This window comes from Pseudomonas sp. CM25 (assembly GCF_013179705.1).
Classification (GTDB): Bacteria; Pseudomonadota; Gammaproteobacteria; order Pseudomonadales; family Pseudomonadaceae; genus Aquipseudomonas.
The window spans coordinates 22945-35788 of record NZ_JABMCW010000018.1 but is presented as its reverse complement, the minus strand read 5'-3'; the positions used below and the strand labels follow the sequence as shown (position 1 = coordinate 35788).

The following is a 12844-nucleotide window of genomic DNA, read 5'->3' as shown; positions in this document are numbered from 1 at the left end:
CGCGCAAGATCAAGGAGCTGGGAATGAATGTGGCGGGTGGGGATGATGAGGAAGGTGAAGACCATTAATCCTTGACGACCTGAACTGACGCATTCGCGGGTGAACCCGCGAATGCGTTTGTGGCGCAAAACCAGACACCGCCCCAATGCACCGATCCTGTGCCCACTGCACCTCCCGAAGGCACAAACCCCCTCAACATCCGGCCAAATCCCCCTGAAAGCCCAGTATTCACGGGCTTTGCAAAACTGGCACGCCCCCTGCAATAGCTATTGCATCACCAGTTTCGGGGGCCCTGGTACAGGCAGGCCGGGTGACCCCTCTTTTATTCGCAACACCGCCCGTTTTGGGGACCCTGGTACAGGCAGGCCGGGACATCCCCTCTTTTATTCGTGCAGCTTCACCTGCACCCGCCAACGCCCATCGTCCTCTGCACCGGCCCACTCGCCGTGCAGGGGGCGCGCGGCCACCACCGTCAGCAACAACCCTTCCTTGCTCCGCTGTACCCGCCAGCTGACGGGCTTGCCCTGCAAGCTAAGTTGCCCCTGCTGGACCTTGCCCTCGGCCTGGAACAACAGCGCAACGGTGCCTTCCACATTCTCCCCATGCAGTTTGGGTTCTGCATTGAACCACAGTTCCAGGCCGTCCTGGACCACCGCCACCTGCTGCAGTTCGCGCTCCTCTGGCGCGGTCAGGCGGCCGATCATCAGCCCGACCATCAAGCCGACAATCGCCAACGACAGCATCACCCGCGGGAACGCCTTCGAACGCACGTCCGGTTCAGGGGTAGAATGCCCGTCATCTTCACGCTTGGAGCCGTGCATGTTTCACGTCATCCTTTTTCAACCAGAAATTCCGCCGAATACCGGCAATATCATTCGCCTGTGTGCCAACAGCGGCTGCGAGCTGCACCTGATCGAGCCCATCAGCTTCGAACTGGATGACAAGCGCCTGCGGCGTGCGGGGCTGGACTACCACGAGTATGCCACGCTCAAGCGCCACGAGAGCCTGGCCGGATGCCTGGCAAGCCTGGGCAACCCACGGTTGTTCGCCTTTACCACCAAGGGCTCGCACTCGTTCCACGAAGTGGCCTACCAGCCGGGCGACGCGTTCCTGTTCGGGCCGGAAAGCCGTGGCTTGCCGGCCGACGTGCTGGACAGTTTGCCGGCCGAGCAACGCCTGCGCCTGCCGATGCGACCAGGGTGCCGCAGCCTGAACCTGTCCAATACCGTGGCGGTGACGGTGTATGAGGCGTGGCGGCAGAACGGGTTTGCCGGGAGCTGATGAACTGCCTGTACCGGCCCTGTCGCCGGCAAGCCAGCTCCCACAGGGACCGCATACAGCTCAGGTCCTGTGCAGTACCTGTGGGAGCTGGCTTGCCGGCGACAGGGCCGGTACAGGCAACAAAAAAGCGCCCCGAAAGGCGCTTTCTTGATAGAGCCAGCGATTACTGCACAGTCGGCGCTTCGCCAGCTTCCTGCATGCGCTGCATTTCTTGCGCGTACAGGGCGTCGAAGTTGACCGGCGACAGCATCAGGGCCGGGAACGAACCGCGGGTCACCAGGCTGTCCAGGGTCTCACGGGCGTAAGGGAACAGGATGTTGGGGCAGAACGCGCCCAGGGTGTGGCTCATCGAAGCTGCATCGAGGTTGGCGATCAGGAAGATGCCAGCCTGCTGCACTTCAGCGATGAAGGCCACTTCGTCACCGTTCTTGACGGTAACCGACAGGGTCAGCACCACTTCGTGGAAGTCACCTTCCAGGGCTTTCTGCTTGGTGTTCAGGTCCAGCGCAACGCTCGGTTCCCAGGTCTGGCGGAAGATCTGCGGGCTTTTCGGGGCCTCGAACGACAGATCGCGCACATAGATACGCTGCATGGAGAACTGCGGGCTGTTGTCTTCTGCAGCAGCGCCGTTGGTCTGTTGGTCAGTCATGGCAGATCCTTATCCTAATGTTTTTGAATGCAGTGCAAATCAGGCCGCCAGCAGCGCGTCGAGCTTGCCGGCGCGCTCCAGGGCATAGAGGTCATCGCATCCACCGACATGGGTGCTGCCGATCCAGATCTGCGGTACCGATGTACGGCCGGCCTTCTGGCTCATCTCGGCGCGAACCTGCGGCTTGCCGTCGACCTTGATTTCCTCGAAGGCCACGCCCTTGCTCTCGAGCAGGTACTTGGCGCGCATGCAGTAGGGGCAGTAGTCGCTGGAATAGACGATGACAGGCTTCATATCACTTCACCAGGGGCAGGTTATCGGCTTTCCAGCTGGAAACGCCACCGCTCAGTTTGGCGGCGTTGTAACCGGCTTTTAGCAGCTCGCGGCAATGCGTGCCGGACTGCTGGCCCATCGCATCGACGATGATCAGGGTCTTCTCTTTGTGCTTTTCCAGCTCGCTCATGCGGGCGGCAAGCTTGTCCTGCGGGATGTTCACCGCACCGACGATGTGACCGGCGGAATATTCCTTGGCCGGGCGAATGTCGATCACCAGGGCCTTGTCGGCGTTGACCAGGGCAGTCAGCTGGCCATTGCTCAGGCTCTGGCCGCCACGACGGATTTCATTGATAAGCAGCAGGACCAGCAGAATGAGGAAGATCGCAACCAGGATGTAGTGATCTGTCGCGAATTGAATCAGGTGAGCAACCATCAGCGGTGTTCCAGGCGATTGAAAATGCCGGCCAGTATACACAGCCCCATGGTGCCACCAAAGCCCGACGGGCCGGCGGGAAAACCAACCTTCATGTTGCTACCACGGGTGCGCCGGTCGGGGGAATGGGACGAATATTCGCCGTGGGTGGCGTATTTGCCCTAAAATGCGTTTCTTTATCATCTTTGAACAACCGTGAGTTTGATTGATGACGAGTACGCCCAAACCCCTGGTCCTGATTATCCTGGACGGCTTCGGCCACAGTGAAATCCCCGAACACAACGCCATCTTTGCCGCCAATACCCCGGTCTATGACCGCCTGCGCGCCAACCAGCCGCACGGCCTCATTTCTGGTTCAGGCATGGATGTCGGCCTGCCGGACGGGCAGATGGGCAACTCCGAAGTCGGTCACATGAACCTCGGTGCAGGGCGCGTCGTCTATCAGGACTTCACCCGGGTGACCAAGGCCATCCGCGACGGCGAGTTCTTCCACAACCCGGTGCTCACCGGCGCCGTGGACAAGGCAGCCAGTGCCGGCAAGGCTGTGCATATCCTTGGCCTGCTGTCCGATGGCGGCGTGCACAGCCACCAGGACCACCTGGTGGCCATGGCCGAGCTGGCCGCGCAGCGCGGCGCGGAAAAGATCTACCTGCACGCCTTCCTCGATGGCCGCGACACCCCGCCACGCAGCGCACAATCGTCCATCGAACTGCTCGACGCCACCTTTGCCAAGCTGGGCAAGGGCCGCATCGCCAGCATCATCGGCCGCTACTTCGCCATGGACCGCGACAACCGCTGGGACCGCGTCAGCGCCGCCTACAACCTGATCGTCGACAGCACCGCCGAGTACAGCGCCGACACCGCCCAGGCAGGCCTGGAAGCCGCCTACGCCCGTGACGAGAGCGACGAGTTCGTCAAGGCCACGCGTATCGGCGAAGCGGTCAAGGTGGAAGACGGCGATGCCGTGATCTTCATGAACTTCCGCGCCGACCGTGCTCGCGAGCTGTCGCGCGCCTTCGTCGAGCCCGACTTCAACGAATTCCCCCGTACCCGCCTGCCAAAACTGGCGGCCTACATCGGCCTGACCCAGTACTCGGCCAAAATCGCGGCCCCTGCCGCCTTCGCCCCGGCCAGCCTGGACAACGTGCTGGGCGAGTACCTGGCGAAAAACGGCAAGACCCAGCTGCGCATTGCCGAGACCGAAAAGTACGCACACGTGACATTCTTCTTCTCCGGTGGCCGTGAAGAGCCATTCGAAGGCGAAGAGCGCATCCTGATCCCGTCGCCGAAGGTCGCCACCTATGACCTGCAACCGGAAATGAATGCACCTGAAGTGACTGACCGCATTGTCGAAGCCATCGAGCAGCAGCGTTACGACGTGATCGTGGTCAACTACGCCAATGGCGACATGGTCGGCCACACCGGCGTGTTCGCAGCCGCGGTCAAGGCGGTTGAAGCGCTGGACACCTGCGTCGGGCGCATTGTCGAGGCCTTGGCCAAAGTGGACGGCGAAGCGCTGATTACCGCCGACCATGGCAACGTCGAGCAGATGGAAGACGAATGCACCGGTCAGGCGCACACCGCGCACACGACCGAGCCCGTGCCGTTCATCTATGTGGGCAAGCGTAACGTCAAGGTACGTGACGGCGGGGTGTTGGCTGATGTCGCGCCGACCATGCTGAAGCTGCTGGGGCTGGAAAAGCCGGCGGAAATGACCGGTACTTCGATCCTGATCGACGCTTGATTCTGAGTAGGGGGCCGCGCTGCGGCCCATCGCCGGCAAGCCAGCTCCCACAGGTAACGTGCACAATTTCAAGGCTTGTGGTGATTTTGTGGGAGCTGGCTTGCCGGCGATTGGGCTGCAAAGCAGCCCCTTTGCACATGAATTCCAGACAAACGCCCCCCTGCACCCGCAGCGAGGCGTTTTTTTTGCCTGCCCAGGCGGGCATACTAGGCCAGTCTCCATCCCTGGTACGCCAAACCCCATGCTTCGCGCCCTGATTCTCCTAGCCCTGTCATGCCTGCTCAGCCCGGCCTTCGCCGACGAGCGTGCGCAGACCCAGCAGCAACTGGACGCCACCCGCCAGGATATTGCCGAGCTCAAGAAGACGCTGGGCAAGCTCCAGGAAGAAAAGGCCGGTGTGCAAAAGGACCTCAAGACTACCGAGACCGATATCGGCAAGCTGGAAAAGCAGGTGGAGGCCCTGCAACAAGAACTAAAAAAGACCGAGGGCGAGCTGGAGCGCCTTGATACCGAGAAAAAAAAACTCCAGAGCGCCCGCGTTGAACAACAGCGGCTGATCGCCATCCAGGCCCGTTCGGCCTATCAGAACAACGGCCGTGAGGAATACCTCAAGCTGCTGCTCAACCAGCAGAACCCGGAAAAGTTCGCCCGCACCCTCACCTACTACGACTACCTGAGCAAGGCGCGCCTGGAGCAACTGCGCACCTTCAACGAGACCTTGCGCCAGCTGGCCAACGTCGAGCAGGAAATCTCCAGCCAGCAGGAACAACTGCTGGCCCAGCGTGCCGACCTCGACAGCCGCCGCCAGGCCCTGGAAGCCGAGCGCGGCAAGCGCCAGCAGGTGCTGGCCAAGCTCAACAGCGACGTCAAAGACCGCGACCAGAAGCTGCAGGCGCGCGAGCAAGACCAGGCCGACCTGGCCAAAGTCCTCAAGACCATTGAGGAAACCCTGGCGCGCCAGGCCCGCGAGGCCGAAGAAGCACGCCAGAAAGCCCTGCTGGCCCAGCAGGAAGCCGAAAAACGCCGCCAACAGGAAGCCCTGGCCGCCGCCGCTGCCCGCGACCAGGCCCGCGAACCCGTGGAGCCGCCGAAAAAGGCCCGCACCACCCTCGGCCCGATGGTTTCCAGCGACAGCGCCAGCTATGGCGGAGCTTTTTCTGCCGCACGGGGCAAACTTCCGTGGCCAGTCAATGGTCGATTGCTGGCACGCTTCGGTGATGCCCGCGGCAGCGATGCACGCGCCAAGTGGGACGGGGTGATGATCAGCGCCAACCCAGGCACCCAGGTGCGGGCCGTGCACGGCGGGCGGGTGGTCTTCGCTGACTGGTTGCGCGGCGCGGGGCTTCTGGTCATTCTCGACCATGGCAACGGTTACCTGAGCCTGTACGGCCACAACCAGAGCCTGCTGAAGAGCGCCGGTGATATCGTCAAGGCCGGTGAAGCCATTTCCACCGTTGGCGACAGCGGTGGCCAGGACACGGCAGGCTTGTACTTCGCCATCCGCCAGCAGGGCCGGCCTACCGACCCTTCGCAGTGGTGCCGGGGCTAGTCACATTTATACGGGGTAGCCTGAGGGCTGCACCGATGCTCCGCAGGGAGCGCTTACAGGATCAGGAGTTCGTTCGACATGCTGCACTCGCCTCGTCTCACCCAGCTGGCCCTGTCCATCGCCCTGGCGGTCGGCGCGCCCCTGGCCATTGCTGCGGAAAAGGCCCAGCCTGCTCCGGCGGCAGCCGTACCGGCCACCGAGGTGACTGCCAAGGCACCGCTGCCGCTCGAAGAATTGCGCACCTTCGCCGAGGTGATGGACCGTATCAAGGCGGCCTATGTCGAGCCGGTGGACGACAAGACCCTGCTGGAAAACGCCATCAAGGGCATGCTCAGCAACCTCGACCCGCACTCGGCCTACCTCGGCCCCGAGGACTTTCAGGAGCTGCAGGAGAGCACCAGCGGCGAGTTCGGCGGGCTGGGCATCGAAGTGGGCCAGGAAGACGGCTTCATCAAGGTGGTGTCGCCGATCGATGACACCCCGGCCTCGCGTGCCGGTGTGCAGGCGGGCGACCTGATCGTCAAGATCAACGGCGCCCCGACCCGCGGCCAGACCATGACCGAAGCTGTCGACAAGATGCGCGGCAAGATCGGCGAAAAAATCACCCTGACCCTGGTACGCGACGGCGGTAACCCGTTCGATGTCACCCTGGCCCGCGCGGTCATCCAGGTCAAGAGCGTGAAAAGCCAGCTGCTGGAGAACGACTACGGCTACATCCGCATCACCCAGTTCCAGGTCAAGACCGGCGACGAAGTCGGCAAGGCCCTGGCCAAGATGCGCAAGGACAACGGCAAGAAGTTGCGCGGCGTGGTGCTGGACCTGCGCAACAACCCGGGCGGCGTGCTGCAGTCGGCGGTAGAAGTGGCCGACCACTTCCTGACCAAGGGCCTGATCGTCTATACCAAGGGCCGCATCGCCAACTCCGAGCTGCGCTTCTCGGCCGACCCGGCCGACGCCAGCGAAGGCGTGCCGCTGGTGGTGCTGATCAACGGCGGCAGCGCTTCGGCCTCGGAAATTGTCGCCGGGGCCCTGCAGGACCAGAAGCGCGCCGTGCTGATGGGTACCGACAGCTTCGGCAAAGGCTCGGTGCAGACCGTGCTGCCGCTGGCCAACGACCGTGCCCTGAAGCTGACCACCGCGCTGTACTACACCCCCAACGGCCGCTCGATCCAGGCCCAGGGCATTGTCCCCGACATTGAAGTGCGCCCGGCCAAGCTCACCGCCGAAATCGACACCGACAACTTCAAGGAAGCCGATCTTCAGGGCCACCTTGGCAACGGCAACGGCGGCGCCGACCGCCCGACCGGCAGCAGCAAACGCAAGGAGCGCCCGCAGGATGACGACTTCCAGCTGAGCCAGGCACTGAGCCTGCTCAAGGGCCTGAACATTACCTCGGGTAAATGATCCAGCCCATGCGTTATCTGCTGTGCCTGCTGTTCTGCCTGGTCGCCGGTGTCGCGCAAGCGGCACCGGCGGGCAAGGCGTACATGAGCATCATCATCGACGACCTCGGCCAAAGCCCCGAGCGTGACCGCCGCACCCTTGCCCTGCCCGGCCCGGTAACCATGGCGATCATGCCCGACACCCCCCACGCCAGCGACTTCGCCCGCCAGGCGCACAAGGCCGGCAAGACGGTGATTCTGCACATGCCCATGGACCCGGCCACCGGGCCGTACGCCTGGCACCCGGGCCTGCCCATCGAGGAACTGGCCAGGCGCCTGGAGGCCGCGCTGCTCAAGGTCCCCTACGCTGCAGGCATCAACAACCACATGGGCAGCCGCATGACCGCACAGCGCGCGCCGATGGCCTGGCTGATGGCCCAGTTGCAGCAACGTCACCTGTTCTTCGTCGACAGCCGCACCAGCGCCGCCACGGTGGCGGCCGCCGAGGCACAAGCGCAAGGGTTGGCGCATGTCTCGCGCGATGTGTTTCTGGACGACGTACGCACCACCGAGGCGATTACCGGGCAGCTGCAGCAGGGCATTGCCCTGGCGCGCAAGCAAGGCTCGGCGGTGCTGATCGGACACCCGTATCCACAGACGCTCGAGGTACTGGCACGCGAGCTGCCACACTTGAAAAGCCAAGGCATCACCCTGGTCACACTGCACCAGATGATCGCCGAGCGAAGCAATCAGGCCATGCCGGCGCATGGTAAGCATGGCCGCTACAGCAACCGCTGAACGGCCTGCCTGCTCAAACGAAAGGAATGATTCCCCTGGCCTGCTCCAGGGTCAACCTGCCGCGGTGCACCCGCTCACCCGCAGCAGATTCCGCGCGGTTGCTCATGCTGCGCTGGCGCCACGTCTTCAGGTGACCGTGAGTAAATTCCTCGGCAAAGGCATCAGCAGCCAGAAAATGAAAATGCGCGGCCCACAGATTCCGGCCCTGAGAATCGCCGGGTTTGGTCAAGCGCATGATCTTGTACTCGTCGAACGTGCTGCCGTCGTGCATCGTCTTTCTTGCGATGTATTCGACCTTGATCAGCCCCTGCTGATGCAGGAACTGCAATGCCTGGGCAGAGGGGTAGTGTGTGCCGGTATAAAGCGTCGTCAGTTGCAGGTTTTTGTCCGACCGAAGCCGATCCGCAGCGCTTTCCAGTTGCCTGACCAAAGCGTCGCCAGAGCCTTCTTCACGCAAGTCGGCCACCACCCGGTCGAGCTTCTCGAGCTGCCCATCGAATAGTTGAGCGAGCAAGCCCGCCTTGATGTCGTTGGCGACATAGGCTTTGGCCTTGCTCTCGATAACGGCATTTTCGTCCAGCAGCGCTTGTACGCGCATTGCCAGATCCGTTGAAGGGGCGGGCCCGGGCGATGGAATCGGCTGCGCTTGTCGTTGCCGCCATTGGCCGTCTACCCAGTCGAATGTGGCCAGGACTTCGTTGGAAAAGGACTCGCGAATTTCGACGATACGCTGCCCGTCCTGCTCGACTTCAGTACCGATCAGCAACTGCCCCTGGTTGTTGCGTACCACCCGGTGCTGGCCGCTGGAGGCACTGTAAGGCGCTCGCGTGCCAGTGGCTGCAGACCCCTCCTGCTCCTGAACGGCTTCGACCAGACGACGGCCAGCATCCAGTTTGAGCTTCTCGACATGTGCTCGATATCGCTCAAGCATGGCGGGTTCTATGTGTTGCCCTCCGGCCGTCAGGATGCTGCTACTGTTGAGTATTGCCGCCGAGTATTCGTCCCACGCTTCCTGCAGGATACCAATGCGGTCTTCAGCCGACAGGTTGACAAAATCGAGTACGCCATGCGCGCCTGCAGCGTTGCGCAGTGACGAACCTTTGAGTTCGCTTCTGTAGGTAGCAAGCGTCTCTCCCACACCAGCAACATCATCATGCAGTGACAGGTCAGCCAGGGTAATTATCTGATTGAAGCGCAACTGAACTGTAGAGACATTGCGCAAGGAGATCATTTGCCTGACGGTCAACGTCTCCCCGCCCAATAGACCGTTGATCTGGAGCTCATCAGAAGCATTGGCCAAGAGATTGTCCAGACGTTCGTACGCCAGAAGCATACGGTCCTTGAACCCTGCCAGCACCTCGAGTTTGCTCCGCCACAGCAAATAGACTTCGATGATTTCGTCTCCCGTGGCGGCTATCAGACGCTCCTGTAATTCGCTGAGCTCCCTGATTTCTGCCAACGTCTGTAGCTCGCGGAAGACGAAGTGGCTGTCGCGGATCAGCCGGACCCTGAGCGCAACCTCGGTCTCCGGCACGATCGTTCCCCAATGCCCTGCTGCGCGCTCAGTGGCGTACTTCGCCTCCTGCATGGCGGTCAGTAGCGGCAACAGTTGCTCTTCCTTGTGCAGTACCTGCTCGAGCTTGGCGACCGTTTCTTTGCGCAGGTTCAAAAGGTCCGCTTGCCATTGCGCAATGCGCTCGTCGTATTGGCTTATGGCCGCCCGCGCAGCGGCAGTATCACTGCCCTGGGGTTGCTCATCCACTTTCGCCTGAGCACCCGCCCTGATCCCTTGGAGTTTTGAAAGTTTATCCCGCTGCGCAATGATGCTCTTGCCCAGCGTGGCGAATTCGGTTCTCAGACTGCGGGCCTGCACTTCGAGCGCGCTGGCCGAGGACGACAGCTTCTTGAAGCGCTTGCTGATATTCAGGCTCAGGGCGCTAGCCTCCATCCCCCCGATACCCATGCCCGCATTCACTCGCCAAACGCCATCGAAAGGAATCAGCCATGCCCCGTAGCGGCCCTGAGCATCAACCACACGCGCGCCGATGCTCGAAAGCTCTACGCGATATACCTCACCGGCAAGGCTTGCATAGTAGCTGTCACCCATCTGGTACAGGCCAGCCGCATCACCCACGGTATGAGGTTTGACTCCGTTGAGTGACACGCTTGAACGCATGGCCAGCAGCTTTTCCCTCTGACGCAGGGGCAACGAGTTGAACCCCTGGCGGCCTCGGAATGAAAAGTCTGTGTATTGCCCGAAATAGGCGGGCAAAACCTCGCCAGCGTTTTCAGCGCTTTGAACTGGCTTCACCGCTAGCTCCGAAAACGCTCCGCTCTGTGGCGGAGGGCATTCGAACGCCGAGGCATCAGGCAACCCGCTCTCAGGGGTAACCTCCAGCTTCGGATGATGAGCATGCAAAAGGGTCATGCCCATGTTCAGCAACAGGTCGGCAATTGCAGCAGACCGCTCAAAGTCATTTCCTTGCTCAAGCGCCTGAAGGTCCGCTTGCAAGGCGCTCAGCGATTGTACCAACCAGGCCACGCTGGCCACCGGCCCGCGAACCAGCAATGTCGCCACATCGAACAACAGCCATGCACCTTCGCACAGGGTTTGCCAGCGGCTCTCTGCGTTGGACACCGACTGCTGGTCCGCCAGCATCAACAAGACGTCGCGGTTAGCTGCGTAAAGCCTTTCATCCACATTATTCCGCCAGAACTCAATCGCCAGTTCAACGGGCTCTGGGCGCTCTGGCAGCGCATAGGGGTCGATGCCGATGGCAGTGACATGCGGTTCACTGAAACCGCCGTTGTCATAGACGCTGCGCACGGCGGGGTCCATCCAGTCGAGGATGCCGGCCTGCAACAGCCGGGATTCGCGCACATGTTCAAGCACCGCGGGAAGGCTTGCATACTCGCGAAGCGTGTCTTGCCTGAACAAGGGCCGATAAAGCAGTACCAAAGAAGGCTCGGCGCAAAACAACATATACATGCAATGAACCGGATCACTTTGACGCGAGTGCTGGCTACGCCTGAACGCCAGGGGAACCAGCATCATCCGCGGGGTGTCTGGGTCTACATGTCCTGCGCAATAGTCGACAACGCATTGCAACCCGCCCTCCTTCACCTTGCCATCGAGCTTGGCAGTGATGGCACTCTGTAGCAGCGCGCTGCGCCACTCTCTTGCAAAGCGCCTTATCCGTTCAGGCCGCCGGCCACTGTCATCAAGTTGGCCTGCAACATAGGCCGGATAACGGCCACCGATGTCTACCTGAGTGACCAATCGCCTGGCTGCTTCGGCGTCCAGCCACGGCGGCGCCTCACTGCCGTCTCGGCGGCGAACCTTTTCGATAGCCGCGCCCTTCAGGGAGACAAGATTGCCAATGGCGAACTCAGTAAGGCTCTTGCTGCCGACGAATACCAGTGGCTCGCCGCCACCCGCACCTGCTGCCGGCCCGCCAGGCTCCCCACGCGCCAGGTACAGGTCCAACAGCAAATCGTCGGGCGAGCTGTCGTCACTGTAGTCAGCGTGTATCTGTTCAACGAGTTGCTCGCGGGCGTATTCATTCAATGTCTGGACGCCATCCAAGGCTGCAACACCGTCCGAATCGAGCTGGTCGAGCGCAAGTTGCAACAAGCCGGCGTGGCAGGCAAAGCTGTTTTCAGCCGTGCTTCTGCGCCAGCCGGGGGGGGGCTGTACCGCAGCGGTATCATCGGCATAGCTGATGAACCAGGATGACGGGTCGCTCAACTGGGCAAAGCGCTGCTCAAGTTCCGTCACATCGGTAATGCCCCGGTAGGCTAACCTCTCGACCCTGTTGAATAGGGTTTCGAGCAACAGTGAAACCTGCTGAGCAAAAATGTTGCCTTCGGCCGCGTAGCGAGTCCAACTCAGCTGCTCGAAGCTGTAGCGTTGCGCTAGCTCGTCACGCAGGGCGCGGCCGAATGCGCCCAACGACCCGAAGCTTCGCACCACACCCGACGGCGCACACCAAAGCACCACCTGCTGCTCGTCCCACTCGCCGGTCACCAGCAAATTGCACAATGTTTCCTCGGTGGTCACCGTAGCGCTGGTCAAAGTCGCTTTCACCAACCATACCGAGGGCTGATCTGCCCCGCCACGGATCAGGCCGCGAATGCAGGCTTGCTCCTTTTTATCCAGCGCCTGCAACGGCAAGCCACGCAGTAGAGCGGACTTCAGCAGCAGCTGTAACCAAAGATCGCGGCTTACCCCAGCGCTCCCCTGCTCGCTCCAGTAGGCCAGTTGCGCCTCACAAAAAAGCTGAGGCAACTGTTTTACAAGATTATCGAGCACGTTCGACACACCGCTCAATTGGCGGGTATCGAACTCGCTGGTTGAGCCGGCAAAGCGATGCGTGGCCAACAGCCCCAGATTATGGTGACGCCCGTCGACGGGTTCGATATCCAGCGGCGGTGGTTCAAGCAGAGCCAGCAGCACCCTGTCGACAAATGGCTGGGTCGTCCAATAGTCCGTGTCGGGCTCCGGGCTATCGAGCATCAGCGGATCAGCGCTGATCAGGGTAGGACTGACAAATGCCAGCCATGGCAGTTCGGCCAGCAACACCTTGAGCAGTTGCTCGCTGGCAACCTGTCGCAGCGTCGGGCGATCACCAAACTGCAGGGCCGCAGCGTGTTTGAAGTCGAAGGTAGGAATGTCGGGAGCGATCATGCAGCAGGCCTCCAATGGCAAAGCCGGTAGGCTGCTGCAAGCAAT

General features: G+C 61.6%; 10 protein-coding genes and 1 pseudogene. 6 read left to right on the top strand and 5 right to left on the bottom strand.

The annotated features are described in order from the left end of the window. A pseudogene (locus tag HP546_RS31725) lies at positions 1 to 68 on the top strand (bacterial regulatory, Fis family protein); the annotation flags it as partial. Between the two features lie 315 nt (positions 69 to 383). On the opposite strand, the gene HP546_RS03800 reads toward HP546_RS31725, so the two are convergent. Next, a complete protein-coding gene (locus tag HP546_RS03800; RefSeq protein ID WP_172219831.1) occupies positions 384 to 821 on the bottom strand; it encodes a hypothetical protein in 438 nt (145 codons plus the stop codon). Here HP546_RS03800 and trmL point away from each other — a divergent pair. Further along, the gene (gene trmL, locus HP546_RS03795) at positions 820 to 1281 is read left to right on the top strand and encodes a tRNA (uridine(34)/cytosine(34)/5-carboxymethylaminomethyluridine(34)-2'-O)-methyltransferase TrmL (RefSeq protein ID WP_172219828.1); all 462 of its coding nucleotides are present in this window, start codon (positions 820 to 822) and stop codon (positions 1279 to 1281) included. The genes HP546_RS03800 and trmL overlap by 2 nt on opposite strands. Before the next feature lie 163 nt (positions 1282 to 1444). Here trmL and secB read toward each other — a convergent pair whose 3' ends face one another. From secB to HP546_RS03780, 3 genes are read right to left on the bottom strand one after another with little or no spacing between them, the layout of a single operon-like run. Then, positions 1445 to 1930: a protein-export chaperone SecB gene (gene secB / locus HP546_RS03790; protein WP_172219825.1), complete on the bottom strand. Its 486-nt coding sequence runs from the start codon at positions 1928 to 1930 to the stop codon at positions 1445 to 1447. A gap of 39 nt (positions 1931 to 1969) precedes the next feature. Continuing rightward, positions 1970 to 2224 (bottom strand): glutaredoxin 3, encoded by a 255-nt coding sequence (grxC, locus tag HP546_RS03785; protein WP_003249204.1) that lies wholly within the window; start codon positions 2222 to 2224, stop codon positions 1970 to 1972. Between the two features lies 1 nt (position 2225). Next, a complete protein-coding gene (locus tag HP546_RS03780; protein WP_172219822.1) occupies positions 2226 to 2639 on the bottom strand; it encodes a rhodanese-like domain-containing protein in 414 nt (137 codons plus the stop codon). Positions 2640 to 2847: 208 nt separating this feature from the next. On the opposite strand from HP546_RS03780, the gene gpmI reads away from it, so the two are divergent. From gpmI to HP546_RS03760, 4 genes are all read left to right on the top strand, one after another. Continuing rightward, entirely contained in the window at positions 2848 to 4383 is a 1536-nt protein-coding gene (gene gpmI / locus HP546_RS03775; protein ID WP_172219819.1) for a 2,3-bisphosphoglycerate-independent phosphoglycerate mutase, read from the top strand. Between the two features lie 241 nt (positions 4384 to 4624). Beyond that, the gene (locus HP546_RS03770; RefSeq protein ID WP_172219816.1) at positions 4625 to 5932 is read left to right on the top strand and encodes a murein hydrolase activator EnvC; all 1308 of its coding nucleotides are present in this window, start codon (positions 4625 to 4627) and stop codon (positions 5930 to 5932) included. A 78-nt stretch (positions 5933 to 6010) separates the two neighbouring features. Then, positions 6011 to 7336 carry a S41 family peptidase gene (locus HP546_RS03765; protein WP_172219813.1) on the top strand — a complete coding sequence of 442 codons (1326 nt, stop codon included), beginning with the start codon at positions 6011 to 6013 and terminating at the stop codon, positions 7334 to 7336. 8 nt (positions 7337 to 7344) lie between these two features. Next, on the top strand, positions 7345 to 8112 hold the full coding sequence (locus HP546_RS03760; RefSeq protein WP_172219810.1) for a divergent polysaccharide deacetylase family protein: 768 nt from the start codon (positions 7345 to 7347) through the stop codon (positions 8110 to 8112). Between the two features lie 13 nt (positions 8113 to 8125). Here HP546_RS03760 and HP546_RS03755 read toward each other — a convergent pair whose 3' ends face one another. Further along, positions 8126 to 12799: a dermonecrotic toxin domain-containing protein gene (locus tag HP546_RS03755; protein ID WP_172219807.1), complete on the bottom strand. Its 4674-nt coding sequence runs from the start codon at positions 12797 to 12799 to the stop codon at positions 8126 to 8128. Positions 12800 to 12844 lie beyond the last annotated feature (45 nt).